General features: G+C 52.3%; 30 protein-coding genes. 17 read left to right on the top strand and 13 right to left on the bottom strand.

Features of this window, described 5'->3' with window-relative positions:
• Positions 1 to 19: 19 nt before the first annotated feature.
• Positions 20 to 445, bottom strand: coding sequence for a hypothetical protein (locus P398_RS0110335; RefSeq protein WP_029335117.1), 426 nt, complete (start codon positions 443 to 445; stop codon positions 20 to 22).
• A gap of 283 nt (positions 446 to 728) precedes the next feature.
• On the opposite strand from P398_RS0110335, the gene P398_RS0110330 reads away from it, so the two are divergent.
• Both P398_RS0110330 and P398_RS0110325 read left to right on the top strand, forming a co-directional pair.
• Positions 729 to 1,589, top strand: a complete 861-nt coding sequence (locus P398_RS0110330; protein WP_029335115.1) for an ABC transporter permease subunit — start codon at positions 729 to 731, stop codon at positions 1,587 to 1,589.
• Entirely contained in the window at positions 1,589 to 2,647 is a 1,059-nt protein-coding gene (locus tag P398_RS0110325) for an ABC transporter permease (RefSeq protein ID WP_051638901.1), read from the top strand. The genes P398_RS0110330 and P398_RS0110325 overlap by 1 nt, the downstream gene beginning before the upstream one ends.
• Positions 2,648 to 2,692: 45 nt before the next feature.
• On the opposite strand, the gene P398_RS0110320 is transcribed toward P398_RS0110325, so the two are convergent.
• The 9 genes from P398_RS0110320 to P398_RS0110280 form a co-directional block, all read right to left on the bottom strand.
• Positions 2,693 to 3,121: a hypothetical protein gene (locus tag P398_RS0110320; RefSeq protein ID WP_034799150.1), complete on the bottom strand. Its 429-nt coding sequence runs from the start codon at positions 3,119 to 3,121 to the stop codon at positions 2,693 to 2,695.
• A 17-nt stretch (positions 3,122 to 3,138) separates the two neighbouring features.
• Positions 3,139 to 3,555, bottom strand: a complete 417-nt coding sequence (gene arr / locus P398_RS0110315) for an NAD(+)--rifampin ADP-ribosyltransferase (RefSeq protein ID WP_029335112.1) — start codon at positions 3,553 to 3,555, stop codon at positions 3,139 to 3,141.
• A gap of 131 nt (positions 3,556 to 3,686) precedes the next feature.
• Entirely contained in the window at positions 3,687 to 4,133 is a 447-nt protein-coding gene (locus P398_RS0110310) for a GNAT family N-acetyltransferase (protein ID WP_029335111.1), read from the bottom strand.
• 149 nt (positions 4,134 to 4,282) lie between these two features.
• Positions 4,283 to 5,119 (bottom strand): GGDEF domain-containing protein, encoded by an 837-nt coding sequence (locus P398_RS0110305; protein ID WP_029335110.1) that lies wholly within the window; start codon positions 5,117 to 5,119, stop codon positions 4,283 to 4,285.
• Between the two features lie 219 nt (positions 5,120 to 5,338).
• Entirely contained in the window at positions 5,339 to 6,559 is a 1,221-nt protein-coding gene (locus P398_RS0110300; protein ID WP_034799147.1) for an MFS transporter, read from the bottom strand.
• A 139-nt stretch (positions 6,560 to 6,698) separates the two neighbouring features.
• Positions 6,699 to 7,100 (bottom strand): nucleoside 2-deoxyribosyltransferase, encoded by a 402-nt coding sequence (locus P398_RS0110295; RefSeq protein WP_029335108.1) that lies wholly within the window; start codon positions 7,098 to 7,100, stop codon positions 6,699 to 6,701.
• Positions 7,101 to 7,115: 15 nt separating this feature from the next.
• Entirely contained in the window at positions 7,116 to 7,385 is a 270-nt protein-coding gene (locus tag P398_RS0110290) for a hypothetical protein (protein ID WP_029335107.1), read from the bottom strand.
• Positions 7,386 to 7,393: 8 nt separating this feature from the next.
• The gene (locus P398_RS0110285) at positions 7,394 to 7,840 is read right to left on the bottom strand and encodes a hypothetical protein (protein ID WP_029335106.1); all 447 of its coding nucleotides are present in this window, start codon (positions 7,838 to 7,840) and stop codon (positions 7,394 to 7,396) included.
• Between the two features lie 13 nt (positions 7,841 to 7,853).
• Positions 7,854 to 8,309 carry a helix-turn-helix transcriptional regulator gene (locus P398_RS0110280; protein WP_029335105.1) on the bottom strand — a complete coding sequence of 152 codons (456 nt, stop codon included), beginning with the start codon at positions 8,307 to 8,309 and terminating at the stop codon, positions 7,854 to 7,856.
• 159 nt (positions 8,310 to 8,468) lie between these two features.
• On the opposite strand from P398_RS0110280, the gene P398_RS0110275 reads away from it, so the two are divergent.
• The 8 genes from P398_RS0110275 to P398_RS0110240 all read left to right on the top strand — a co-directional run bounded on the left by P398_RS0110275 (position 8,469) and on the right by P398_RS0110240 (position 13,196).
• The gene (locus P398_RS0110275) at positions 8,469 to 8,780 is read left to right on the top strand and encodes an SMI1/KNR4 family protein (protein WP_029335103.1); all 312 of its coding nucleotides are present in this window, start codon (positions 8,469 to 8,471) and stop codon (positions 8,778 to 8,780) included.
• Positions 8,759 to 9,379, top strand: a complete 621-nt coding sequence (locus P398_RS0110270; protein WP_235263339.1) for a hypothetical protein — start codon at positions 8,759 to 8,761, stop codon at positions 9,377 to 9,379. Before P398_RS0110275 ends, P398_RS0110270 begins: the two co-directional genes overlap by 22 nt.
• Before the next feature lie 2 nt (positions 9,380 to 9,381).
• On the top strand, positions 9,382 to 10,122 hold the full coding sequence (locus P398_RS0110265) for a hypothetical protein (protein ID WP_029335100.1): 741 nt from the start codon (positions 9,382 to 9,384) through the stop codon (positions 10,120 to 10,122).
• A 113-nt stretch (positions 10,123 to 10,235) separates the two neighbouring features.
• Positions 10,236 to 10,520 carry a DUF5412 family protein gene (locus tag P398_RS0110260; protein WP_147287408.1) on the top strand — a complete coding sequence of 95 codons (285 nt, stop codon included), beginning with the start codon at positions 10,236 to 10,238 and terminating at the stop codon, positions 10,518 to 10,520.
• A gap of 12 nt (positions 10,521 to 10,532) precedes the next feature.
• Positions 10,533 to 10,952, top strand: a complete 420-nt coding sequence (locus P398_RS0110255) for a hypothetical protein (protein ID WP_029335094.1) — start codon at positions 10,533 to 10,535, stop codon at positions 10,950 to 10,952.
• Positions 10,953 to 11,054: 102 nt separating this feature from the next.
• Entirely contained in the window at positions 11,055 to 11,789 is a 735-nt protein-coding gene (locus P398_RS0110250) for a hypothetical protein (RefSeq protein WP_029335093.1), read from the top strand.
• A 92-nt stretch (positions 11,790 to 11,881) separates the two neighbouring features.
• Entirely contained in the window at positions 11,882 to 12,598 is a 717-nt protein-coding gene (locus tag P398_RS16390; RefSeq protein ID WP_051638899.1) for a DUF2750 domain-containing protein, read from the top strand.
• Between the two features lie 52 nt (positions 12,599 to 12,650).
• A complete protein-coding gene (locus P398_RS0110240; RefSeq protein WP_029335090.1) occupies positions 12,651 to 13,196 on the top strand; it encodes a DUF2199 domain-containing protein in 546 nt (181 codons plus the stop codon).
• On the opposite strand, the gene P398_RS0110235 is transcribed toward P398_RS0110240, so the two are convergent.
• Positions 13,185 to 13,901, bottom strand: a complete 717-nt coding sequence (locus tag P398_RS0110235) for a DUF5694 domain-containing protein (RefSeq protein WP_029335088.1) — start codon at positions 13,899 to 13,901, stop codon at positions 13,185 to 13,187. The two genes, P398_RS0110240 and P398_RS0110235, sit on opposite strands and share 12 nt — an antisense overlap.
• A gap of 340 nt (positions 13,902 to 14,241) precedes the next feature.
• Here P398_RS0110235 and P398_RS0110230 point away from each other — a divergent pair, with 340 nt between their 5' ends.
• Genes P398_RS0110230 through P398_RS0110220 form a run of 3 tightly spaced genes read left to right on the top strand, consistent with a single transcriptional unit; the run spans position 14,242 to position 16,195 of the window.
• On the top strand, positions 14,242 to 14,724 hold the full coding sequence (locus P398_RS0110230; protein ID WP_029335086.1) for an SRPBCC family protein: 483 nt from the start codon (positions 14,242 to 14,244) through the stop codon (positions 14,722 to 14,724).
• A gap of 54 nt (positions 14,725 to 14,778) precedes the next feature.
• Entirely contained in the window at positions 14,779 to 15,195 is a 417-nt protein-coding gene (locus tag P398_RS0110225; protein WP_235263338.1) for a GNAT family N-acetyltransferase, read from the top strand.
• A 19-nt stretch (positions 15,196 to 15,214) separates the two neighbouring features.
• Positions 15,215 to 16,195, top strand: coding sequence for a Gfo/Idh/MocA family protein (locus tag P398_RS0110220; protein WP_029335079.1), 981 nt, complete (start codon positions 15,215 to 15,217; stop codon positions 16,193 to 16,195).
• 137 nt (positions 16,196 to 16,332) lie between these two features.
• On the opposite strand, the gene P398_RS0110210 is transcribed toward P398_RS0110220, so the two are convergent.
• Together P398_RS0110210 and P398_RS0110205 are read right to left on the bottom strand one after the other, a co-directional pair.
• The gene (locus tag P398_RS0110210; protein WP_029335076.1) at positions 16,333 to 19,719 is read right to left on the bottom strand and encodes a dynamin family protein; all 3,387 of its coding nucleotides are present in this window, start codon (positions 19,717 to 19,719) and stop codon (positions 16,333 to 16,335) included.
• A gap of 4 nt (positions 19,720 to 19,723) precedes the next feature.
• A complete protein-coding gene (locus P398_RS0110205) occupies positions 19,724 to 20,347 on the bottom strand; it encodes an NAD(P)-dependent oxidoreductase (protein WP_029335074.1) in 624 nt (207 codons plus the stop codon).
• 174 nt (positions 20,348 to 20,521) lie between these two features.
• Between P398_RS0110205 and P398_RS0110200 the strand changes: the two genes are divergently transcribed.
• From P398_RS0110200 to P398_RS0110185, 4 genes are all read left to right on the top strand, one after another.
• A complete protein-coding gene (locus P398_RS0110200; protein ID WP_024370377.1) occupies positions 20,522 to 21,613 on the top strand; it encodes an FUSC family protein in 1,092 nt (363 codons plus the stop codon).
• 58 nt (positions 21,614 to 21,671) lie between these two features.
• Complete coding sequence (locus P398_RS0110195) at positions 21,672 to 22,343, top strand: WGR domain-containing protein (RefSeq protein WP_051638897.1); 672 nt, start codon at positions 21,672 to 21,674, stop codon at positions 22,341 to 22,343.
• Positions 22,344 to 22,417: 74 nt separating this feature from the next.
• Entirely contained in the window at positions 22,418 to 22,924 is a 507-nt protein-coding gene (locus P398_RS0110190) for a PH domain-containing protein (protein WP_029335069.1), read from the top strand.
• A complete protein-coding gene (locus P398_RS0110185; RefSeq protein WP_029335068.1) occupies positions 22,921 to 24,426 on the top strand; it encodes a PH domain-containing protein in 1,506 nt (501 codons plus the stop codon). Before P398_RS0110190 ends, P398_RS0110185 begins: the two co-directional genes overlap by 4 nt.
• Positions 24,427 to 24,805: the final 379 nt, after the last annotated feature.

The following is a 24,805-nucleotide window of genomic DNA, read 5'->3' as shown; positions in this document are numbered from 1 at the left end:
AGGCGTGACCGGATTTCGGTTACGCCTTGTCTTCGATTTGAAGCGTTCTCTTTGGGGAGCGGGCAATCATATGGACGATGAGCACGTAGAGCGGGAATACGAGCGTGAGGGCGATGATCAAGAGGCCGATGACGGGACTCGGCCATGCCGCCTCGCCCGGGGGAGGAACGAGCCGTGTCCACACGTACGTGAACAAAGCTAAGTAGGGAAGCCATAAGATGTAAAGGAAAAAGTTCCAACGTGACATAGGGAGCAACAGTAGGAGCTTGATGAGGACGCGCGCGAACAAAACGAGTGAGGCGAGTCCGCTCACGGCGATGACAAGGACATACCCGTCACCAATCAACAAATACAGACGACCGCTGTTGGCGAGGAGCTGAATATTAATGAGTAAGGTGAGGGCCAGTAAGATTGAGATCGATTGTAACTTGAGGAAGTTGGTCATGAAAGTCTCCTTTTCTAATCAGATAATCGTGATAGCAAGTTCGTCATTTGAGTTGTTGAGGGCATAGACAGTAGCATAATGAATTAACGATTCAAGATTTTATTTGTGAATAATTTTCGGAATATTGTATTTATTCACATGATGATTGTGATAGAATCATAACAGTGTATATGGATATTTTTAACTTTAGTATCCGTATTATAAGCTTTATTATGGATTGCATACATGAAAGCACGACAAGGTTATACGAAATCGATATATTTTTGGAAAGGGGAAGAACACGATGAACTGGATTGCTCAAAAATCGGCTCAGTTTTTTATCACATTGTTTGTGTTGATTGCGATCAGTGCTTTGCCGTCACTCGTCGTACAACTCGAGTTCGTGCCATCGAACTACTGGAACGGGTTGCAGCAACAATTCAGTCAGTTGACAAAACTTGATGAGATTACGTATTACAACGTCACGGCGCAACAAGAGTTACCGTTATTGCCAGCGCTCGCGCCGCTCATGAAAGAGACCGTCATCATCTTTATGACGTCACTTGCCGTCTCGGTCGCGTTCGCCCTACTCTACGCTTATTTCTTTTATCGGAGCGGGAAGCGTGTGCGGACGGTGCTACAACAAACGAGTCAGACGCTCGAGATGGTCCCGGATCTGTTTTGGCTTATCTTCACGCAATTCCTCGCCATCACGCTCTACAAACAGACGGGATTCAATCGTATCGAGGTCGCGGGTGGCTTTGCCGAATACATACGTTTTTTGCCGATCGTGACGCTGACGCTCACCATTTTGTTTTTCTTCCTTAAATGGTTGACGAAGCATATCCTTGAGGAGGAAGCGACCCCGTTCCTCGAGCTGGCTCGGGCCAAAGGTGTCCGACCGGCCGCCTTGTTCTGGAAACACTTGCTCCCGAATTTGGTGTATCGATTCTACCTCTTTTTCCGCTCGAATTTGATTACGGTGCTATCGAGTCTTTTAATTATCGAGTATTTGTTCAACGTGCAAGGCATCTTCCGTTTCGTCGTCTATAATCCGGTGATGCCGATCCTCCTCGTCATTTTACTGGTCGTTTATATTCCGATCTTTCTCGTGGACGTGTTGGCGGAATGGCTTATCCCGGATGCATGGAAAGGAGGGGTTTGATGCGCCGCGCACTCATGCGTGATCCGATTTTCTTAATCGTCTTCACGATTTTAATGGGCTTACTTGTACTCAGTATCAGCAATACGATTTTTCGCGACGGGCAAGTCGATCAATTCTTGAATCGGTACTCAGAGGAAGGGCGATTGATTGGCATCCCGCCGCTTGAACCGTCGAAAGACCAATGGCTCGGGACGGACCGGGCCGGGAACGACTTGTTCCAAATGATGATTGAAGGGTTCAAATGGACGGTCGGCATTTGTGCGACCGTTGCGCTCGGGCGGATGGCGCTCGGGTTACTCGTCGGGATTCCGCTCGCGTTCCGCGGGGCGCGGTTAAATCGTTACTTCAAAATGGTGTTGGACGGTTTTTTAATTCTACCAATCTCGTTACTCGCGATGATGATGCTGTTCTCGTCATTAATGTTCGCCGACTCGACGATGGTACCACCGCTCGTGGATCGCGTCTCGCTTCAGCTCACCGTCTTCATCCTACTCGGGTTACCTGCTGTCACGCTATATTTGATCACAGAAGTGAGGCAACTGCTGAAACAAGAGTTCATGGTCGTCGCTGAAACGTTAGGAGGCGGCGTCTGGCATCGGACGAGACGACATCTGTGGCCGCACCTCGTCCCGACATTGGTGATCGTCTTCATGCAACAGTTCGTGCAGACGTTGATGTTACTCATCCATCTGTCGTTGTTCGGTGTCTTCTTCGGAGGAACCGTGTTCTTGTTTGAAGGGGTCATGCCGACGCTATTCGAATGGTCGTCAATGTTCGGGTATTATTTCAAGCAGTTCACGGCGACGACTTGGATGACGAGTCATATCTTCCTCGTCCCGGCCATCGGACTGTCCTTGCTCGTCTTCCTCAGCAATTTGTTGACGAGCCGACTCGAGCGGGCTTTCCGGTTACGGCGTCATGAAGTGATCGTGGTCGATGAGACGGTCTCGCAAGCAGAGGCGGCAGCGGCCTCGCTCGCCGATCCGTTCACGCTCGTTCATGCGGATGGTGCGCTTCAACAGGGGAACCAAAAGAGAACGGATGGAATCAGTTACTGATCCCATCCGTTTTTGCAACTCATGAATAGAAGAAACTTAAAGGCATCAATCTTCGGGGTATGATTTGAGCTCTTGCATCCATTCATCAAGCATGTCATAGTCGATTCTTCCTGATTTCGCCGTGTAAAAGAAGCCGCGGTAACGGACGGTGTCGGCACTATTGACAATAAATTCATCGAGCTCATCCCCGTCTTTGTCATACAATGTGACTCGGTACGAGTACCCCATATAACCGAAGCTCACTTTTCCTTTTTGGAACGTGACATCATTTAAATTTTGCATGACGGCGTTGATGTCGTCTCGGTCACTCAAGTCGAGCTCATAACCGCTCTGACCGTCAAATACGTGGATGCGAGCCACGCTCGATGGCGTTGTCGTGATGACGCGTTGCGGGATATACGTCGTCGCATACAATAATCCGAAGACGGTAAAGACAAGGATGAGCCATTTACGTTTCTGATACGATTTCTTCAATGTACTTCTCCTTCATGTCAGTCTTCAATGACATCTTTCCCTTCTAGACGGAGCTTCGCAAGCGCGGCGCGCATCTGGTCGATCTGTTCGACGGAATGGCGTTCCCACACCCCGAGTTCGGCCACGACTTTGATCGGTTCGCTCGAGCGGTACGACCGGGTCGGATTGCCGGGGAAGCGTTTGTCCGTCAAGTTCGGGTCGTTCTCGAAGTCACCGGTCGGTTCAACGAGATAAATGCGCTCTCGGGCGTCAGACTTCGCGAGCTCAGCGCCCCATTTGGCGGCGTCAAGGGTGGCCGTGAAATAGATGTGGTCCGACTGCCTGTCATGATAGTTCGAATCGCGACGCGGTTCCAGTAACTCTCCAAGCTTCAGCTCGGCTTTCGTCCCGTGAAAGAACGGTCCCGGGTCGAGCGGTTTCGCATCGTTCGTCATAGGGCATCTCTCCTTTGTTTCGTGTCTTCCTAGTATAGTGGCTGAAATTAGGAGAAGATAGTCTGTTTTTGGTGTTGGAATCACGATATAATTAAGACGGGAAGAGCGACTGGCTCTTCCCTTTTGCATACCTACAATCGCTTTCGGAATGAATAGCTAGTGATGGTATAACCCATCTTATCGAGATAGAAACGGTGTGCCTCAGTTCGTGCGAGTCCAGACTCGAGGGCGACGTAAGTGGCGCCACGATCGCGTGCGTATTCGTGGACGAAGTGAAGCAGCATCTCACCGTATCCGTTCGAACGATGGTCCGCGCACGTCACGAGGTCATATATGTAGACGTGCTTCTCGAGATAGAGATTGACGCGAACTTCTATGCCCGCGAGCGATACGATCGTATCGTCTGCGTATAACGCATATAGTTCATAGCCTTGCGGGCGCATGGCGGCGACGAGCTCACGATAGGCGGCGAGGGTCAGGTCGGTCCGCAATTGGTTCATGACGGGGAACGATGCGTCGAGTTCGCGTGGTGACTGGATCGGTTTAATGCTATAGACGGTCGATGAAATGGGAATCATGCCTCCTTGATGGTGTGTTATATATTGATTTCGCTCTCGTGTGACGTGATTCCTGTACAGACAAGACGAGTCACGCAGACTACGAAAAAGCCCTTGAACAATCACGTCCACCGACGGATCGTTCAAGGGCTTTATAGGTCAAAACGATTCTAATGAAGCGATGAAGCCCTCTCAAGAATCGCATCGACCATGACCGTGGCGTTCTCAAGCGTCACTTCATAAAACATGTCCTCGTATGTCAGTCTCACGTGCTCGCCGCTCTGTAACTCATAGTCCTCGAGCAACGGACGGATGCGGTCATGGACAACTTGCGCCGCCTCTGGAGACGTGTACGGAAAGATGATGGAGAACGTGTCATGGGCGATTCGGTATTTTTGGTCCGTACGCCGTGTCGCCCTGTGGAGTTCGTCACTGAAGTAATTCAAAAACCATTCATACTCCGTGCGTCCATATGTCTCTTCGAAACGCATAAAGTCGTCAAATTGAATGAACGAAACCGAGAAAGCACCACCATGGCGGACGAGACGGTCACGTTCGCTGTTGACGTTCAGTTGAAACCGCTCGGCGTTATCGAGCCACGTTTCGGGGTCAACGGCAATCAGTTGTCGCGCACGTTCTTCAAGTGCGTATCGCAATCGCTGAACGCGCTTCACGAGTTGGTGAACGAGGCCAGAAACGACAGATAGCATGAGGAGAAGTGTGGTAAACCCGATCCCGCGCCAATTGAAGAACTGGACTTCCCCTTGTGCGTTTAGTGGGGCAAACGATTGGAAGTAGATGAAGAGAAAGACGAGCAGTGTCACAGAAATCGACAAGCCAGCCCGCATCCCGAAGGCGAGTGAAGTTATGACGATGACCGGCAAAATCAATAAGCCGAGAAATCCGCTGTCACTTTCCACGAGCAAGATGGTATAGAGTATCGTTCCGATGAGCAGGGAAGAGATGAGACCAATCAGCTTTAACGATTCGTTGGTCCATCGGTTCATAGTCATCCCTCCTTGTGTATCTTTTGAGTTTGAGGCTTTCCCTCACAATTATCCCATGTATAGGTGGGTTAACCAAGAAAAGGCACTTTATGTTCATTATAGAACAAGGGATGGCGTCGGATTATCGATTTTTCGAAATGAAGCGAGTACATTCCTTACATATTTCAAGGTAAAACGAACAGAGACAGCCGTTTCCTATAAACGACTGTCTCTGTTCATTCATGACGCTTCTTCAAATGATGCGGTATCGTACAATGAACGTCTCGAACGTTCTAGTGCAACCCGGATCGTGATTAAGCCGACGAGCAAGAACGCGAGCGAGAAGACAACGTACGTCGAACGGATCCCGACAAATTCTGCGAGCAAACCGATACCGAACGTCAAGCTGATAATCAAGACAGACTCCGCGACGCTGATCACCCCGGAGAAGCGGCCCATTAGCTCGTTCGGGACGTTGTTTTGATAAAACGACAAGAAGCCGGTGTTCGCGAATGACAGGGCGAACGTGAGTAAGAAGAAGCCGACAGACGCGACCACGAATGATTCCGAGAAGGCAAAGACGAGATAGCCCACTGGCGTCATCACAGCACCAAAACTAATCAGGAACGGCAACGTCATCCGAGCACTGAACGTCGCATTGATGATCGATCCGGCGATAATCCCGGCTCCGGCGACACTGACAAGAAAGCCGTAACGGCTCTCGGGGAAATCGAGCACTTGCGTCGCAAATGATGCCTCGAGCGAGTCGAGTCCGGACATGAAAATCGTCATGACGCAGAAAAGGCTATAAACGAGCGTCACGTAGCGCTTCGTCGACGCGAAGCGTACGACCGTCTTCCAATCCTCGATGATCATGCGTACACTGAACACTTCAACTTCGTCACGGGCCGTATATAGCGTCGGCAAAAGCGTGAGGATGCCGACCGAGACGAGTAGCGCCAACGCATTCAACTGAATGGCGAGCGTCGGACTGCCAATCATAAACAAAAGCCCGGCGATAGCTGGTCCTAGGATAAAACCAGCCGATTGAACAAAGTTCTTCATGGCGTTAAACCGCTGGCGGTCGCCACTCGGGACGAGTTTCGTCATGTAGACGAGGGACGCCGATTCAAAGACGGAACTGGCGATGTTCAATAGAAAGACGAGCACGTAAATGAGCGCGAGCGAGTCGATGAAGGCGAGACTGAAGACGACGACGGCGCGTAGCGCGTCGAGCAAAATCATCAGGCGTCGTGTATCCGTGCGGTCGATGACCGTACCTGACCAGAAGTTGGCACAGAGAGCCGCGAGCGGGACGAGCATGTAGAGGACGGACACGGCGAACGGCGACTGCGTCATCTCAAGGACAATCAAGTTGAGGGCGATGAAGTACACCCAAGCCCCGAGGTTCGAGATGCCGACCCCGGTGAGCAAAAGTAAAGGTTGTTTCCAGGTCTGCATATGAATCGTCCCCGTTCAAATCAATTTTGAACAGTATGTCACAAAACTGATAGATGCACCATAAGAAATTCAAATCATTTCAAAATTTTGCTTGGGAATGGATGGGGAGCTGAATGATAGGAAAGGTGAGAATCGGCATTCATGAGCTTTTAGTTGAGAAATAGGCATCGACTTGCGTCGGAACGTCTTCAAGGTCACCTGATAGCTGGACGACATGTGCGACGTGATAGAACGTACTCGTCGTCTCGACATTCGTCATACTGTCGGTCGTGTCATGAAGAAACACCGGCACGCCTGAGCCGATGGCAATCCCGAGCTCGACGTGACTGCCTTTCCCGGCCGGAAGCAAGATGACGACAAAGTCGGAATTCTTGATGGCGTCACGCTCTTTCTCTCCGATGTCCCGTAACACGTCGACCGAATCGGCTCGCGCATTACGCATCCAATCGTATGTATGGGTATGCCCTTGTGCGGTGAGCAGATCGCGTAACCGTCTGACGTTCTCGATGTTATTAAACCCTGACCCGATATAGTAGTGCATTGAGCTTCCTCCCATTTAAATTTGATTCAAGTTAATCGCAACGACCCACCAAAGGATGAGGCCGAATGACAGCGCAAAAGCCACAATCAGTCCGATTCCGACAACGAACCGTTGGCGGTAAGTCCAATGATGCTTCTGTCCGAGAAGGGTACTGAATCCCATGACGGACAACAGGAGAAGCCCTACTGTTCCGCCTAACCAAATCGATTCATTCATGTCAGGCAGACTCGGCGAAAGCAGGAAATGGATGAGGGCGGTGATGAGACTGGCCAATCCAATCAGCAACTAACGGCTCATGTCGATCTCCGTGACACCATCATCGCAATCTCATGAATGGCAAGGATGAACAGTCCGATGAAAAAAGCGAACAAGGCGATGAAATCTGCCTCGACGTTGAAAAAGAAGTTGAGCCCGAAGAGTGGGGTCACGAATAACAAGTAGAGCGGATATTGAATCGCGAACAAGGCGTCAAGGATGACGATGTCGTACACATACGTCTCAAAGCTATGTAACGTGAACACGGTCACACCGGCGAACAGGAGGGCGGTCACGTAAAGCTTAGCGACCCGGTCGTTCAAGACGCACGTCCCCATCATGCAAAGGACGAGCAAGACCGACGCCGTTGCCTGGAGCGGTCCGATTGTCGCATCGGGGAACGTGACCGAAGGGATGACGTTTAAGACAAAGGCGATAGCATAGACGCACGATAGCGTCACGATGCATCGTTTTTTAATGTTCATGTTGAAGCTCCTTTCATTGATTTCGCGCGAGTCTGGCCAACACGTGCATGGCATCGTCCGCATCGAACGAGCTGTACCAACGGACGTCTTTTGAATCGAGGATACGGTAATGGCTACTGATGACGTTTTGTTGCATCACATAATCGCCATCCGTTGTGACTACCTTCCACCAGACACGGCCGCCGAGCGTCTTCGATTTCGGCTCATAGGCGACCTCTTTGGCGAGCAATTTCACGAACTCGACCGGATCGTCCCCAATCTCATTTAACAGAATATCACTATCATTGAAGAGCGCGCAGAGCGTGACGACCGTGCCCCAGTTGGCGACAGTCCGTTCTTTCTCGATTTGGATGAGCGTTTTTTTTGAGATGCCGAGCATCTCGGCCATTTCTTCTTGCGAAAACTGTTGCTCGATCCGAATCGATTTCATATGTTTTGAAACAGTTTGGATAAAATCGTTCTTATTCATGGTCCACCTCAATTGACTACTAAAAAGGATATTATGACAATAACTTACAAGTGTAATTTTACACTATGAAAAATCGTTGTCAATTAGAATCAATGGGAATATAAAACATATTTCGAGGAGGCTGAGGTAAAATGAAGAAAAATAGAGGGAGGTAGTCATATGACGAAAGAAAAATTGCTAGCACTGTTACCGACGTCCGAAACGGAAATTCGATTGAAGGATGCAGAAGGGCTGCCGCGTTTCGCATTCTTAAACGAACGCGACCGTTTTGACGAGGTACAAGGAGAGGTTTTCGATGAGGAAGAGCCGTGGCCAAACCATCTCCCCGTCATCGGATATGAAGATTTCCTCGGGGACCTCGTCTGTGTCGACTTGAAGACAAATGAAGTCGTCATCGTTGACCATGAGACAGGTAATCATGTCGAGCAAATCGCGCCCTCGTTTGAAGATTGGGTGCAGTCAGAACGATGACATGGGAAGAAGTGCGAAAGTTTCTCCCGACCGAAGAGTGTCCCGTCACCATGACGACCTCTGCGGGTGAACGGCTGCCTTCGACGCTCCTCACTATTGAGGATGCGTCACACCTTCCATTATCTCCGCTCGGGCAACGAATCGGATATGACGCTTCCGGTGATTGGCTCATGTACGGACGAGATGAGACGCTCTTTTTATGGAATGAGATGAACAATCAGATCAAATCGATTCGGACGCCGCTTGAGACGGTGCTCGACATTGCGCCGACAAACCAACGACTCATCGAACTCTTTGAGCAGGTGAACGGAGGAAAGCTGGCGACAGATGAACTTCCGAGGCGCCGGAACGTCCCGTCTCGCGAGGATCTTGTCGATTGGTTATGCGCTGTCCGTACAGGCGCGCTGACGTTCGAAAACGTCTCCGACTTGGCAGCGGACGCATTAGAGCGGACGGAAGACATGCACCTTGATGCGAGTGTGATGGACGGGCTGACGTTTTTGCACGGGGTCGACCTTCAAGTAGAGCCGGGTGTATATTTGCACGAGAAAAAAGAGCTCGAGCGTTGGATTGACGATCTGCGAGAAAGGGAGGGTTGACGATGAGGATTTCAATCGAACAGTTGGGTCAAGACGGGCTGACGCGCGAGATATCTAGATTGGATGCCTTGCTTACATTACTTCATCAGAAGATTCGGAGCTTGAAGCTTACACTTCCTCGTGACGCGTCGCTGACGGTTGTCTGTTGTGACACGTTGTCGAGTGAATCGCTTCAAGCCATCGTGTATGAGCACGGGGTTGTCCCGGTATATGTGTTACCAATCGATAAAGAGGTCACTCCGGAACGGGCGCTGACCGAGTTGGAGCACGCATTACGCTTCTGTGCACCGAACGTCTTCACACCAGACGTCCTACATACGTTGCGCGATCACGTCGAGCGTCACGACTATACGTTCGAAGCAAACTTGATGCGTGCGATAAATAAGAACGAGACGATTCGAGCGAACTTGATTGTCTCGATAAAAGAGGACAAAGCGAGCATATGGGTCGATTTTTATGACATCCATGGCAAACGTCGCTGGATGAAACGGCAATCCGTCATAGAGGTCGATGCATCGTCGTTCGATCGTTCCTTTCCGAGAGGGTATCGAATCTCTCGTCAGGTGTACAAGTTGCACTGGGATTCACTCTATACGTTGGATGTGATCGGGTGGCTCGGAGACCGGTACAGATTTCGTGTCTACCCGAAACAAGACGGGAATTGGAACGTGACCGGTCAAACGCTAGAGCGGAAACGTTCAGAACGATCAGTCTTGGACGGACGAGAAGGTGAGCGAACTTGAAAAACATACATTACGGCTGGCTGATTGCCCTTGGTTTAGTCAGTTTATGTGTTTGGGCTGCGCTCGGGTATGGTGGCTACCGTTTCTAAACAGCAGGCGACACGATCGATGGTGTGCCAAAGGGCGAGCTCGTCTATGAATCAGAATCACCCGATGGGACACAGTCGATGTTCTTTTATCGAACGAGCGGTGGGGCGACGACAGACTTTGCGATGTTAGGGGAAATCGAACACGGTGGGTCGACAGAGCGAGAGCGTATCTTTTGGGACTATCCGTGTGAAGAAGTGACAGTCCTTTGGGAAGAGGGGCTCGTCACGATCAACGACGTGACGCTTGATCCGGTGCGCGAGGTGTATGACGTACGATACGGCACATATGAACGTGTGAGAGACGACTGAGGAGGTCAAAACATGGGACGGTTCAAGCATTTAGATCGTGTGGCCTTTCGACGGGCGATCCGGTGCCGAGACGTACGGACCGTGCTTGCAATGGCTGCTACATATGATGACGACACGGTGCGAGATTTGTTTTTAACAGTTGGATATGACGAAGGTGACCTCTCTCTTTATGGTTTTGTCGTCGAAATCATTCAAATAGAAGAGACGGCACAATGGCATGAAATCGCATCGCTTTTATTAAGCCAGCCGTTTTGTCACCATGCAGGCGCCTATGAGCGGAGTTTTTCACACGCGATAAGGGCCGCTGAACTTGATCCTGACGATGTTCGGTTGAAAGAGTATACTATTCTTTCATGTCATTCCGGACAAACTGCTCAGAGAAGAGGAGGTGGAGCGATTGGCACTCCACATCTTAAGCGTTTCCCTTTCTAGCCACGTCGCACGCCAACATGTCTATAGTGAAGCGGGAGGGGAAGAACTTAGACGGATCGAGTCAAATCGCCATTCCAACAAGAAGACGAAAGGAGTATAGCGATGAACGAGACAATGTATGAAGCTGTTGACGCCGATTGGTGGGGTGAGGAGCTCATCACGTTACATCGTGCAGATTGCGTTGCCATCGTGACGTGGCGAGCGAATACGATCAAACTCAAACTCGACCTGACCGACCCGTTCATTCGGGTGATCGACGAGGCGACATTTGTCATTGTCGACTTTACTCGCGATGATACAAAACCGAATGCTTGGATTGTTCGAACGGATGGCAGCATCGAGACTTTCTTTCACGCCGGTCAATGTATCGCGTCCGTTGCCGTTGATACGTCAAGGATTTGGGTCGGATACGGCGATGAAGGAATTTTTGGTGAAGACATCGCGACGGAGGCGCTCGTCTGTTTCTCGAGAGACGGTGACATATTGTTTCGCTATAACCACGAAACGCGTAAAGCCCCGATTATCGTTGACTGTGAGCACCTCGTTACGACCGCTTCAGGCGTCTGGATGTTCCCCACGCTCGACGGTGAGTTGACACATATCAATCGTAACGGACAAATTATCGTCTATCGTGCACCGAAAATGCTCCATGAAAGCGAGGCGATGACGATTGTCGGAGAAGCGGCTTATTTTGTGACGGGCGGCGAGTTGTATCGTTGGGCGTTCGGTCGGCGTGAGAAGCCGACCCGTTGCGGGCGAGTGGCCGGTGACCTGCGCGGGTGTGCTGGCGGGTTTATTCAAATCGACGGAACGGACGTCACGTTGCTTCGTGTGTGAGTCGTTCAGACAGCAAAGACGAAAAATACATTCCCTCTTTTCACCAAAAAAAGTATACTTTATGTGATTGAATGACGAAATGAGGGATTGCAATGCGTATCGAAACCAACCTGCCAGGATTTACGTTAGAAACAATCGAAGCGGTCGAACAAGAGCTTGGCAGTCGTTTGCCGAACGGTCTTCGGGAGGCGTGGCTTTATGACAATAAGTTTGAGGTCGGGGAGTGGTTCTTTTATCCGATCAAAGACGAGCGCTTCTTCAACAAAACGTGGGACGACATCATCCGCGCGAACAGGGACGAACGTCAGTTGCCGGAAGACTTTATCACGGTTGCTGCGAACGGGAGCGGGGATGAGCTCGGTTTTTTGACTTCAGACGTCGAGACGATCTATATCTGGTTGTATGAGACAGATGAGCTCGAGCGAGTTGCCGACTCAATCGATGCGTTCGTCGAAGTGGTCCGATTGGAATTGGACGTGATTGAGACGTTCTGTGAGCGTGTCCTTGAAAGCGAGACGGTGTTCGGGTTGTCGGCAGAAGCAAATGACGGTTGGGCGTATGCGCCCTCGGTCATTGAGGCGACAGACGTGTTGCTGTTCTTCTCGACCCGTGAACGGGCACTTGCTTGTAAGGCTGAGGAGTGGGAAGACTATCACCTCATCGAGTTGCCACTGGATCTGTTCGTCGCGGGCTGGTTGCCGAATATGGCGGATGACGGGTTGTTGTGTGGATTGGATTGGTCGAGTGACTTGAAAGGGATGGAATATGAACCCGAGACCGTCCTAGAAACCATTGAAGAAGCGGATTAAATTTATTTCAAATACCGAATTCACTATTTTTTTACCAAGAGAGGTTTTAAAAATGTTGAATCGTTTCAAACAGAAGCGCAAGCATAACGCGCAATGTGCCTGTTCGGTCTGCCAAGCACCAATTGACGTACCACTCGGATATGGTTCGCTCATGCCGACCTTTATCGAGGAATTATCTAAGAAAGAGAGGAAGCGTCGCGTCGTCTTGACCGATGACGTCTGCGTCCTAGACGAGGAACATTTCTTTGTGAATGGTTGTCTCGAACTCCCGATTATCGGAGAGGACAACATCTTCACTTGGAACGTCTGGGTGTCGCTCAGCGCGGATAATTTCTTTCGGATGCTTGATGCGTGGGAAGACCCGGCTCGTGTCGAACTTGAACCGATGTTCGGTTGGTTCTCGACAGACTTGCCCGATTATCCGGACACGATCAATTTGAAGACGAACGTCCATATCCGAGAGGTCGGGATGCGGCCGTTTATCGAACTCGAGCCGACCGACCATCCGCTCGCCATCGAGCAGCGAATAGGCATCACACGTGAACGGATCGAGGACTTGGCGCGAACTATCGATCAAAGGGAACGGTCAAGGGACTAGGGTATCGAACGGACGAACGATAAAGTCGCCGTCTTGCTCGAAAAATTGTCTCAACAGATAAACATGGGCGAGACCGTACAAGAGCACAATGCGGTCATCCGACTTCGCGACACGTTTCACGTTCTCATAGATGCGCTGATTCCGTGCATTCCAGTAAGATTCGACCCAACGCGAGCCTGTCGGACCGACGGCGGCGATTTCGGTGTAGGCTCGATGCATCGAATCGGTAATCTCGCTTTGGTTTATGTACGCATAATACTCAGAAATCGTGAGGGTAGCGAAGGCGGTCTCCACGTCCTGCACGAGCGTACGCTGTGTCGAAATGATTCTCTCCATCTCGACAGGGTGAGTATCCATCACGTCACCGAGGCTGACACCGTCAACTGTTTCGTTCCAATCGACGGCTTGAACGAGTGGCAACTCGCACAGCTTCGCGAGCCGGAAGCCGATTTGCTCGCGCTCGTCTTCGCTGGCTGTGAGCGGATTAGTTACATATTTCTGATAACGCTGATTCAACGACTCCTGATCAGTTTTTGCGACTTCGAGACAGATGACGGTCGGTTCGAAACAAGAACATCGCGTAACAAACGCATCTAGCTCTTGTTGACGGGTGGGACTGAGGATATCGGACGTTTCCGGCATCAACACATCCCCGTTGTTCGGCATATTCAAATGCGTCGTTCCAATAAGCAACAACTCAATCATGCTTTCTCACACTCCAATATAAAATTTCTATACGTTTTCTCTACGATCTCTTTTAGAATAAGTTTCAGAAAAGATAATCGAGAAGGTAAGCCCTATGACACGAAATGATTTCTTTCCAATTAAACGAATCCCAAACAGCGGCCACTATTGTTGGAACGATATAAACTTTTAATAAATTGAATGGAGTCTATTATGATTCAACTCAAGGTAGAGAAGCATTCCATTTTCAATACGATTGAACAATTATATACCTGAAAAGAAGACCTTTTAGCTCGACAGATTTATCAATGGAACGATACATATATTTTGAAAAAATATTAGACTGAAAGAGGGGGATTCAATGAAACAACCGACAGAAATCGCGACCTATCAGATGACCATCCAAGCCCCAATCGACCACGTCTTCGCCTGTCTGGTTGAAGATGAACACATCATCAAATGGAACGACCATCTCATCGAGAACATTTACGAGGACAATGACAACGCACTCGTCGAAGGCAAACGTTTCGTCTCGGTTCAACAGTTCGAGAATAAAGAGATTCGTGTCGATTCCATGTTGACGCATGTCAATCGACCTTATGCGTGTGAAGTACAGGCGGTGACGAACCAAGGTGTCTCGACGACGTCTTACGTCCTCGAGGAGACCGAAGGCGGCACGAGCGTAACGGTTCGAATCACGTTGTTGCCTTCGTCTTGGTTCTACCGGTTGTATGCGAAAGGATTCGCCTGGGCGATTCGTCTCATCTATGACGAGCAGTTCAAACAGTTCCGAATCTATACCGAGGCGAGTCAGCAGGCCGCCCCTGCCGATGAGGCCGAGTAAACAATGATTCATGCCATCACCACTAGTAACCGGACCGAGGTTCGCGCGTTTTTCATGAATCAATGGGGGGCTTCCCAGATGGTCGTCTCGTCTGGGACATATGACTGTGCGTCGCTCGACGGTTTCGTCTGGATGAACGGGTCGATTCATGGGCTCGTCACGTACGTCATCCGTCATGATGCGCTCGAAATCATCTCGCTCGACAGTTTACAGGAAAACAAAGGCATTGGGTCCTCACTCTTAGAAGAAGTGGAACGAGAGGCGAAGCGTCATCGTCTCAAGCGTTTAACTTTGATTACGACGAACGATAATGTGCACGCGCTCGCGTTTTACCAAAAACGCGGCTTTCGGCTCGAACGAATCGTGACGGATGCGGTCAACGTGGCCCGGCTCGAAAAGCCAAGCATCCCCCTGATCGGGAACAACGGCATCCCACTTCACGATGAAATCATCTTGTCAAAACAGCTATAAAGAAACGAGGAGATTACATATGATTCGATTCGGCATCATCGGCACGAACTTCATCACCGACACCTTTCTTGAGACAATCCAACAGATCACAGGCACAGAAGTGACGGCCGTCTATTCCAGGACAGCGGAGCGGGCAGAAACATATGCCGCTCAATTTGACATCCCCCATACGTTCACGTCTCTCGAAGCGATGGCCGCGAGTAACGTCATCGACGCGGTCTATATCGCGAGCCCGAACGCCCTCCACGCCGCGCAGAGCATGCTGTTCATGCGTCACAACAAGCATGTCCTCTGTGAGAAGCCGTTCGCCTCGAACGTCCGCGAGGTCGACGCGATGCTCGAGACGGCCCGCGCGCATGACGTCATCTTGCTCGAGGCGCTCCGCAACTTGTTCATGCCGAACTTCGACGTGTTGCGTCAAGAACTTCATCGCATCGGTCCGGTCCGGCGCGTCATCTTGAACAAGTCGCAGTACTCGTCACGCTATGACCTGTATAAACGTGGGGACAACCCGAACACGTTCAACCCGGACTTCTCGAACGGCTCACTGATGGACCTCGGCGTCTATTGTCTCGGACCCGCGCTCAAGCTGTTCGATCGACCAAACACGATTTTGGCGAACGCCGTCAAACTCGAGTCAGGTGTCGACGGCAGCGGCTCGGCCATCCTATCGTATGACGGGATGGACATCGTCGTGCTCCATTCGAAGATTCACGGGTCGAACTCGCCGTCTGAAATCATTGGGGAGACGGGGCGTATCTTGATTGACGACATTGCCACGTTCGACCGCTTGACGTTCGAAGGGCGTGACGGGACGACCGAGGAGCTCGTCAGCGAGCAAATAAACCCGATGGCGTTCGAAATTCAGGAATTCGTTCGGTTAATCGAGGCGGGGGAACGGGAGACGCCGCGTCATACGCATGACGACATGCTCCTGCTTGCCGACGTCATGACCGATATGCGCCGCCAAATCGACGTTCGTTACCCGGCTGACGCATAAAAACAAGCCTCGAGCGGCACGCTCGAGGCTTGTTTCATTCTTTGTTCGTGATATATAAGTGTCGGATGAACAGACCGAGCGCGAACGTCATGATCACGGCCGGAATCAAGCCGACAAGGAGTAAAGATCCCATGCGTTCATTCCTTTCCGAGCGCTTTGAGGCGCTGTCTCATGTCCGTGAACGACTGTCCGTCTGAGAGGACGCTCAGCTCGCCGGAGACGAGTTCACGCACTTCATCGTTCCACGCGGCACTTAGGCTTTCCTCGAGTCCGGCGAGCTCACGAGACGTGCGTTCGATCTCTCGGGCACCAATTGCTTCGAGCTGATCACGGACTGCGAGGCGCAGGCGTGCGCTCAAGTCGTCCCGGAGCATCGTCCGCCCGTCCCCTTCGAAGAATTGGCTCGTGTTCTTGAACTGTTTCAATACCGGCCGGAAGGCGGTTTGGTCAAACGACACCGTCTCGACCGTGTCACGCAGCCAGTCGATCGTCACGTCCTCGTCGAACGCAAACGTCGGCAACAGTGGACGCAGCTTCGCTGTCTCTTGCGCGATGAGCCGGGCCGTCTCGTTCTTCAAGAATTTCTCGAGCCGATACTGGAACACTTGAAGCTCTTGATGGACGTCATAGGCATACTTGTCGAGCGTCCGGACGAGGGCGCGTTCTAGACTCGCCTTCGAGCCGTCCACCTCGACCGGATGGAACGTCTCCTTGACGAAGTCCGATAGACGAAGGAGCGACCGCGTCTCGAGGTGGGCGAGCAGTTCTTTCACTTCCCGGGCGAACGGTGCGTCAAGCGATGTGACCGGGAGCATTTGCCCGTTCTGTAACCGTTCGAGCCGGTCGCGACGTTTCGCTTTGACGCTCGCGTCGGCGTCCGCTTCCCGGACGACTTCTTCGAACGAGGCGAGGAGTGCGGCCGTCTCTTCCTTGATGCGAAGCGCGTTCGCTTGGCGCAGGTCGTGGTCGACGAACTGGCCGAGCCGTTCAGCGAAGCGGTCGAATCCTTCGTCTCGCCCGTTCATGGCGTTTCGGCTCGAGATCGGCAACACGGAAGGGTGTCTCACGCCGAGCTTCGTCAATTGCTGGGCCACATAGTCGGAGACGGCGTCCCGTTCCGTCTCGTCCGCCGCTAAGTCAGAGGCGTTGACGAGGAAGAACATCTGGTGGTCGCCCGTCCCTTGGACCCGCCCGAGCTGGATGACGAGCTCACGGTCGGCCTCGGTGAACGCGTGGTTGTAATACGTCACGAACAAGACGGCATCGGCGTCACGCATATAACCGAACTGGACCTCGCTATGTCGGTTGAACTGCGAGTCGGCGCCCGGCGTGTCGACGAAGATGATGCCGCGCTCGGCCCAAGGGGAATCGACGTACAGCTCAATCTCTTTGACGATGCAGCTCTTCGTCTCTTCCGTGACGAACGAGGCGAACGTGTCGTAATCGACCGTCTCCGTCGTCCCGAGATGCTGGAGCGGGGCGTGTTTCACCGCATTCACGAACGGATGGTCGAGCGCGAGCGAATCGAGTGTCGTCCCGTAACTGTCGAGTTCCGTCTCGAGCTCGTCACGCGATTTAAACGTGATTGTGGCGCTCTTGTGCGCCCGTCCGTTCGGCGGGACGATCTTCGTGATCGAGGCGGTGAGCGGGTTCGGTGACGTCGGCAACACCGTCTCGCCGAGTAGAGCGTTCAACGTCGACGATTTACCGGAAGAGAACGCACCGAAGATGGCGAGCGTGTATGTCTCGGCTTCGGCTCGTTCGAGTTTGCGTCGGAGCGACCTCACTCGGGACGTGAATAACGGATGACTTTCTAATATTTCACATACCGTATATTCATTTGAAAAATCAGAAAAAAAAGCGCTCAAATTATCATCCAAGACTGTCGTCAGTGCAACTTCTTTCTGTTGCTGGGCGACTTGTTGCTTCGGTAAATGCTCGACATCGACATAGTGACGGACTTCGAGCGCCTCGATGCGTTCCGGCGTCAAGGATTGTTCCGTATAGGCTTGAAGTGCAGTCTGTCGTTCTAGCAGGCGACGTCTCGTACCGAGCGTGTCCAACATGTCGTAAAGCGAGTTTTGTTCGGTCGTGATTTGGTCAAGCCGATCCGCACCGTCTGTCTCGAGATACGTTTCGACCGACGCCACCCACGGGTCGGACGCTTTCGTCACCCAGGCGGCGAGGGCGGACTCGATGTCCCGGCTGAACTGAAGGACCGTGTCCCCGCTGAGCGAGGCTCCACTTTTTACTTGGTCGGTGATGAGTGTGGCCGGCGCTTCCGGCAATGCATCCGGTCGGGCAAGCCTCGCTTCTGGAAACTTCAAGTCACGGATGATGTCTTCCGCGTATTTGATTAAGTGCGGACGCAAGTTCGTGTCGAGCAGGCGATTGAACTCTTTGACGGCGATTTCCTCACGTCGTGACCGTTCTTGCCGCGTCTTGTCTTTCGAAAAGAACAGGCCGACCTTGAACGTCGGGGCACAGCTTTCCAAATAATCCCGCAACAGTTCACGGAACTCGTAGTTCATGATCGGAGCGCTGGCGACGATCGGGGTCTGGTGGCGGAAGAACTCGCGGCGGAACGCGCTGAGCCAGACGTGTTTTTTCTCGAGTCGCTGCAGGCGGGCCTGAATCTCGGTCGGGTGTTTCTCCACAGTCGGTAACTGCTCGAGTGAACGGGCGTACGTCTGCTCCGAACGCTCGAGGAGCGTGTCCGTCAACTGCTCGGCACTCTCAAAACGATTGTCCCTTGCTGTGGTGATGACGCGTTCGACGTATGATCGAAGCCGCGGCACTTCATTTTCCGTATGGTCGAGTTCACGGAGCGAGATATAAAACACGTCATCTGGCTCGATGTCGTGGTGTGCGAACGCTGCCGCAAGCGTCTGCTTGAACGACGAGAACGACAGCTCGCTCTCCTCATGCTTGTCGATTTGGTTGATAATGATTGAATACGGGCGTCCCTCGGTGCTGAACTGCTTCATGAGCTGGATGTTCTGTTCCGATTGGACGTGGTTGTAGTCCATCATGAAAAACAAATGGTCCGCAAGGAAGAGCGAGCGCTCCGTCGCTTGACGGTGACGTTCGTCGGTCGAATCGATGCCCGGCGTGTCCATCAAGACGACGTCGTCGCCGAACGGGAAGCGGGGCAGGGCGTACTCGACTTCTTTGATCTCTTCAATCTTACAAAAGTCACTTAGACGTTCGAGTTCATCGGTCCCGAGCTGGATCCAGTCCGTGTCGTTGACGGCGACCGAGGCGCCGGTCGCACCGCTTCGGAGCGTGACGATATTTGCGCTCGTCGGAATCGGGCTCGTCGGTAAGACGCCGTTCCCAAGCCAGTTGTTGAGCAGTGTCGATTTTCCGGCGGAGAAGTGACCGCAGACGGCGATCCATATCTCATCACGTGTCACTTTACGGAGTGCCGTCCGGGCGAGACGGGTCATATCGGTCTCGTCTTGCGTTTCAAACAGGTCGGTCAATTGCGCAAGGCGCATACGTTGTTCGTTCAAAGTCTTCATCCCCTCATCGTGACTCCGTCGTGATCCCGACGCGATGCCCTACATATTTGTTTCCTTGCCAGACGTCGAGGACGAGGTCGGCGACGTCATCGCGTGAGATCGGTCCGGAATGGAGCGTCCCGAGCTTGTCTTGAGTGATGACGAGTTTGCCGACTGACGGTTCATCAATCAATTGCGTCGGGCAGACGACCGTGTAATCGAGACCTGAGGCATCGAGCAACTCATACGCATGGGCGTGGTCCTCGGCCGCCGTCGTCATCGTCCGTTTCGACTCTCGTGTTTGGAAACGATACGCATCCGTGTCGTGTGCCTTTAAAATCCCGGCCGTCCCGACCGTGACGATGCGTGTGACCCCAACTTCTCGCATCGCCTCAATCACGAGTGGGGTGAAGCGCGACAAGACATTTTGTTTGTCGGTGCCGAGTGCTGAAAAAACGACGTCCGCATGCTGCACCGTCTCCTTGACCGCGGTCAGGTCGGTCGCATCCCCTAATATGACCGTGACGCCTTCTCGTGATTCGACTGGTCGGCGAGACACCAGTCTCACCTCATGACCGGCCTCTAACAATTTCTCGAGCAACCGCATCCCCGTGCGGCCGCTCCCTCCGAATAAAGCAATGGTTGACAAGTAAACCCCTCCCCATCAAGATGAAAGAAAATATCCACCGCCATCATACCACGGAAGCGCTCTCGAAACAGCGGTTAACGGCTTCGTTTGTTCGCATGTTTCAACCCGTGATAAGAAGGATACAAAAAAAGAAGACGTGTACAAAGGAGGAAGACAGTTCGCTGTCGACACCGCATGAGATTTGGAGCTAGAACGATTAAAACCGGGATTTCCGTCGCCCTGGTATTATTGATTGCCGAGGCGTTTCAGTTTCAACAGATTGTCGTACCGGCGCTCGCCGCCTCACTCGCTTTACTTCCGTCCGTCTATCAGACGGGACTCCGGTTTTTAGAAGAGATGAAAGGGAACTTGATCGGGGCGTTGCTCGCCGTTTTCTCGTTACTGTTGACCCCGAATCCGACCCCGATCGCCATCGGCGTCGTCATCATCATCGCCATCTCGATTCTTCTGTTCTTGAACCTTGAGTCGACGACACGGACCGTCATCTTGACGACGATCTTGATCATGGAAGGGGCGAGCCAGTCGGACATGCCGATTTGGATGTTCGCCGGGGAACGATACTTACTCATCATGATGGGGATCACGGTCGCGCTTCTCGTCAACGCACTGTTGTTCCCGCCACGCTATGAACGGAAGCTCGAGGACGAGATCACGACGGTGTTCCAGATGGCCGTCCGCATCGCGCGTCTATTCTCTGAGACGGACGGGGGACGTTCCTCGTTCGAGTCACTCGAAGAGACGAAGAAGAAACATCGCGGTTCGAAGACGACATACGACTTCTTCGAGGAAGAGATTAAAGCGAATCGCTGGCTCGAGAAGAAGACGCCGATCTATCGCCGGGCCGTCTTGAAGTCGAAGATGATCGACACGAACAGTGCCGCCATCCACGTGCTCGACAAACTGCATGACGATTTTCTGACGCTCGAACATTTGCCACCTCAGCTCGAGGAAGAACTGTTGCGCCATGTACGCCATTTGCTCAGACGACATGAGCGCCTGTTCTCAGCGTATGAACTCGAGAACGAGCATATCATCGATCGGGAAGAGGACCTCATCCATGAGAACTTTGACTTCGCAAAGCTGATGATTGAGAAGATGCGAGACGAAGAAGAAGACCTCATCTTGACCGTCGTCCCGCTCGTCGCGACGATGACGGACTGGGTCAAGGCGATGAACGAGCTCGAGCGTTACCTCATCACCGAGATGAAGAAACATGGCGACAACTTGAAAGTGGAACCGCGCAAAAAGTGGTTCTTTGAAGACTAAACCGCTCTCGAGCGGTTTTTTGTATACTTAAGCTACGTCATTACATAAGGAGAACCAGATGCAGATCTATTTACAACACACCACAAAATTCTGGAACATCCGTGTCGGCACGGACGAGTTCGTCGTCCAATACGGAAAACGCGGCACGGTCGGGAAAGTCCAGCTGAAGTCGTTCGATACGGCAGAAGCATGTAAGAAAGAAGCGGACAAGCTCGTCCGTCAAAAACTGAAAAAAGGGTACGTCGAGGTCGAGTACGACTGGGACACCCATCTTTACGTCGACGACCCGGAGATCGGGCCGCATCCGCTGACGGCCCACCCGGCGTTCATGCGACATTTCCAAGAAGATTTCTATTTGGACTGCACGGACGAATTTGCGCCGTTCGGGAGCGATGAAGGGGCCGACGTCCTCGACATGTTCGGAGAAGCGCTTCGGAAAGAACGAGACGTCGATTTTTTGGAAGGGGCGTATGCGATTCTATCGGACTGGCTTGAAGAAGACATCTCGACGCCCGAAGACTGGATGCAAAACGGGGACCGCTTCGCATGTGACGTCGTCATCCTCGCGAGTGCGTTCGCTTCAATCAAGCTGACCGGACGAATCACGGATGCGTTAAAACGTTCCGCTCACGAAGCGTTAACGACCATCGTCGACGAAGTCGAGCCTGAGTATGTACACCGGTTTCAGTTAATCAACGAACAGCTTGCCGCTTTCCCCGTGTCAGATTGAAACTTTTTTCAGAAAAACGGCGTATACTAAAGAGAGAGACGGACGAACGTCCGAACGGATAGGGGGAAACACCAATGTCAGAGAATGAAACAGCATCACCCATCAGCGGTACATTGCCAATCGAGGCGAGAACCGTATTCCGCTTATCGAGTGCCATCTTCTATGTGATTGGTTTGGTTATCACGGGTGCGCTCGTGTTCGCGGCCGTCTGGTTCGACTGGCCAGTTTGGCTCCGAGCCACAGCTTACGGGTTACTGGCGATTGCGGTCATCTATAGTCTAGTCGACATCATCGTCTTCCAGAAATGGAAACAGGAGCGCTTCACGTATCTCGTCCAACCTCTCGAGATTCGACTCCATCACGGCATCATCACGACACATGACGTCTTGATCCCGATGACGAAAGTGCAATACGTGCATGCGAAGCAAGGGCCGCTTCTTCGAAAGTTCGGCCTTCAGACAATCACGATCGGCACAGCAGGCGGATCGCATGAGATTTATGCGATCGAAGAATCATTCGCGAAGACGCTCCGCGAGCAAATCGCCGTCTACGCCCGCATCGAAGAGGAGGATGTCGTATGACCGAAACGTCGCTCACGTGGCATCGGCTTCCGACACGGGTGCTCGTCCTGCGCATCGTCGACATGTTGAAGTCGTTCGCCATCCCGATCGTCATCTTGTTCGTCTTGAACAATGACTGGGAGACGACGTTTGGAATTATCCTTCGCGTCGGTGTACTCCTGTTTATCGGATTCGATTTGCTGCAAAAGTTTTTCGGATGGCGTAACTTCCGGTACGCCTTGGACGAGAAGACGATGTACGTCATCGAAGGGAACTGGATGAAGCAAGAGAAGTCGCTGCCGCTCTACAAGATTCAGAGCGTCCACTCGAACAGCCCGTTCTTTTATCGGTTGCTCGGCGTCGTCGAATTGACGTTCGATACGAACGCGAACAGTGACGACGCCTCGTTCAAACTCGCAGGCGTCTTCCCGGGTGAGGCGAAACGGCTCGAGGATGTGCTCGACCAGTCGAGACGTCGACGGCTTGACGCCTCGGCCGAATCGAGCGAAACGGAGGAAGGAAGCACGGAGAAGTCGGTGACGATCGAGAAACCGCCGGGCGTTCGGCTTTATACACTATCGACCCGCGAGATTTTGCTTGCCTCGCTCACATCGCTGTCCGTGTTCGCCATCTTCCCGGTCGCCTCGACGATCATCACGTACATCGACGACTTCATCAACCTCGATGGCACGTTCGACCAAATCGGGGACTGGGTCATCAGCGCCTCGGTGATCGCCATCGGCGTGCTCGTCCTCTCCATCTTGTTCTTGTCGGTCGTCATCGGGACGGTGATCAACTTCCTGAAGTATGGGAATTTCGTCCTCGAACGGAGGGGCGACCGCATCCGGGTCGAGAAAGGCTTACTGAACCGGTCGGCCAAAGAGATCCCGTATGAGAAGATTCAAGCGATTCGCATCAAGGAGACGTTCATCCGGCGCTGGTTCAACATCATCGGTGTCGAGCTCGTCGCGGCCGGGACGATGGACGAGTTGAAAGACGAGTCGTCGACGATACTCCCGTTCGTGAGACGCGACCGGGCGATGCGGGTCCTAAACGAACACTTCAGCCAGTTCGCCTGGGCCGACACGCTCCACCGTCTGCCAAAACGATCGCTTGGAATCAAGCTGATGCGCATCAGTTGGTTCGGCGTGATCGTCACCGGGATCGTCGTCTATTTCTTCCGCGAATATGCGTGGTGGCTCCTCTTGTTGTGGGCACTCATCGTCGGTGGGCGTGTGCTCAGCTATTACACGACGCGCTATGCGCGGAACGGGGCGTTCATCCAACTGCGGACGGGCGCGTTCAACGTGCGCTCGTTCGTGACGGACAAACCCCGCATCGAACAGATTCATGTGACCCAGTCCTTGCTGCAACGACGCTTCGGTCTTTGTAACGTCGTCTTATCGACGCGCGGTGGGTTGTTATCCATCGAGTCGATTGAGGATATCCCGAAACGTGAAGCGGACGCCATGCTTGACTGGTTCTCGCGCTACAACGGAGAAAACATGAAAACACCGGGCTGAAGATGGCCCGGTGTGTCCCATTTGTGCGATTCGATTCACAATTTTCGTGTTTCTGTTACTGAAAACCGGCAACAAATGTGGTATGATGCAAGTAGAAAGAGACCGGTGCTCGACACACCGGCCTCTGGCTTACAGGCTACCACTTTAAGAGTGGCCCAGCCGCCACAATGGTTAGTGAATCAGAAAGTGACCCATCTCATTGCGCCGAGGGGGTCATTTTTTTGTGCGTTCAGACGTTGCACGATCGGATGTTTGGTGGATTACCAAGTGAACGATAATCGGAGCGAGGATCGGGAGGATTACGTAATCACCGACCCAGGTCCATAGCTGTTCCATCCGCACCACCGCCTTCCTCCATTGTGGACTTGGCGGCTGACCC

The sequence above is a fragment of the Exiguobacterium aurantiacum DSM 6208 genome (assembly GCF_000702585.1).
Taxonomy (GTDB): Bacteria; Bacillota; Bacilli; order Exiguobacteriales; family Exiguobacteriaceae; genus Exiguobacterium; species Exiguobacterium aurantiacum.
The sequence above is the reverse complement of the archived record's forward strand: the minus strand, read 5'-3'. Positions and strand labels throughout refer to the sequence as shown.

What these genes read in the sequence shown, in the direction of transcription:
- P398_RS0110335 (WP_029335117.1), bottom strand. Translation starts at nt 445, where the DNA reads ATGACCAACTTCCTCAAGTTACAATCGATCTCAATCTTACTGGCCCTC.
- P398_RS0110330 (WP_029335115.1), top strand. Translation starts at nt 729, where the DNA reads ATGAACTGGATTGCTCAAAAATCGGCTCAGTTTTTTATCACATTGTTT.
- P398_RS0110325 (WP_051638901.1), top strand. Translation starts at nt 1,589, where the DNA reads ATGCGCCGCGCACTCATGCGTGATCCGATTTTCTTAATCGTCTTCACG.
- arr (WP_029335112.1), bottom strand. Translation starts at nt 3,555, where the DNA reads ATGACGAACGATGCGAAACCGCTCGACCCGGGACCGTTCTTTCACGGG.
- P398_RS0110310 (WP_029335111.1), bottom strand. Translation starts at nt 4,133, where the DNA reads ATGATTCCCATTTCATCGACCGTCTATAGCATTAAACCGATCCAGTCA.
- P398_RS0110305 (WP_029335110.1), bottom strand. Translation starts at nt 5,119, where the DNA reads ATGAACCGATGGACCAACGAATCGTTAAAGCTGATTGGTCTCATCTCT.
- P398_RS0110300 (WP_034799147.1), bottom strand. Translation starts at nt 6,559, where the DNA reads ATGCAGACCTGGAAACAACCTTTACTTTTGCTCACCGGGGTCGGCATC.
- P398_RS0110295 (WP_029335108.1), bottom strand. Translation starts at nt 7,100, where the DNA reads ATGCACTACTATATCGGGTCAGGGTTTAATAACATCGAGAACGTCAGA.
- P398_RS0110285 (WP_029335106.1), bottom strand. Translation starts at nt 7,840, where the DNA reads ATGAACATTAAAAAACGATGCATCGTGACGCTATCGTGCGTCTATGCT.
- P398_RS0110280 (WP_029335105.1), bottom strand. Translation starts at nt 8,309, where the DNA reads ATGAATAAGAACGATTTTATCCAAACTGTTTCAAAACATATGAAATCG.
- P398_RS0110275 (WP_029335103.1), top strand. Translation starts at nt 8,469, where the DNA reads ATGACGAAAGAAAAATTGCTAGCACTGTTACCGACGTCCGAAACGGAA.
- P398_RS0110265 (WP_029335100.1), top strand. Translation starts at nt 9,382, where the DNA reads ATGAGGATTTCAATCGAACAGTTGGGTCAAGACGGGCTGACGCGCGAG.
- P398_RS0110255 (WP_029335094.1), top strand. Translation starts at nt 10,533, where the DNA reads ATGGGACGGTTCAAGCATTTAGATCGTGTGGCCTTTCGACGGGCGATC.
- P398_RS0110250 (WP_029335093.1), top strand. Translation starts at nt 11,055, where the DNA reads ATGAACGAGACAATGTATGAAGCTGTTGACGCCGATTGGTGGGGTGAG.
- P398_RS16390 (WP_051638899.1), top strand. Translation starts at nt 11,882, where the DNA reads ATGCGTATCGAAACCAACCTGCCAGGATTTACGTTAGAAACAATCGAA.
- P398_RS0110240 (WP_029335090.1), top strand. Translation starts at nt 12,651, where the DNA reads ATGTTGAATCGTTTCAAACAGAAGCGCAAGCATAACGCGCAATGTGCC.
- P398_RS0110235 (WP_029335088.1), bottom strand. Translation starts at nt 13,901, where the DNA reads ATGATTGAGTTGTTGCTTATTGGAACGACGCATTTGAATATGCCGAAC.
- P398_RS0110230 (WP_029335086.1), top strand. Translation starts at nt 14,242, where the DNA reads ATGAAACAACCGACAGAAATCGCGACCTATCAGATGACCATCCAAGCC.
- P398_RS0110225 (WP_235263338.1), top strand. Translation starts at nt 14,779, where the DNA reads ATGAATCAATGGGGGGCTTCCCAGATGGTCGTCTCGTCTGGGACATAT.
- P398_RS0110220 (WP_029335079.1), top strand. Translation starts at nt 15,215, where the DNA reads ATGATTCGATTCGGCATCATCGGCACGAACTTCATCACCGACACCTTT.
- P398_RS0110210 (WP_029335076.1), bottom strand. Translation starts at nt 19,719, where the DNA reads ATGAAGACTTTGAACGAACAACGTATGCGCCTTGCGCAATTGACCGAC.
- P398_RS0110200 (WP_024370377.1), top strand. Translation starts at nt 20,522, where the DNA reads ATGAGATTTGGAGCTAGAACGATTAAAACCGGGATTTCCGTCGCCCTG.
- P398_RS0110195 (WP_051638897.1), top strand. Translation starts at nt 21,672, where the DNA reads ATGCAGATCTATTTACAACACACCACAAAATTCTGGAACATCCGTGTC.
- P398_RS0110190 (WP_029335069.1), top strand. Translation starts at nt 22,418, where the DNA reads ATGTCAGAGAATGAAACAGCATCACCCATCAGCGGTACATTGCCAATC.
- P398_RS0110185 (WP_029335068.1), top strand. Translation starts at nt 22,921, where the DNA reads ATGACCGAAACGTCGCTCACGTGGCATCGGCTTCCGACACGGGTGCTC.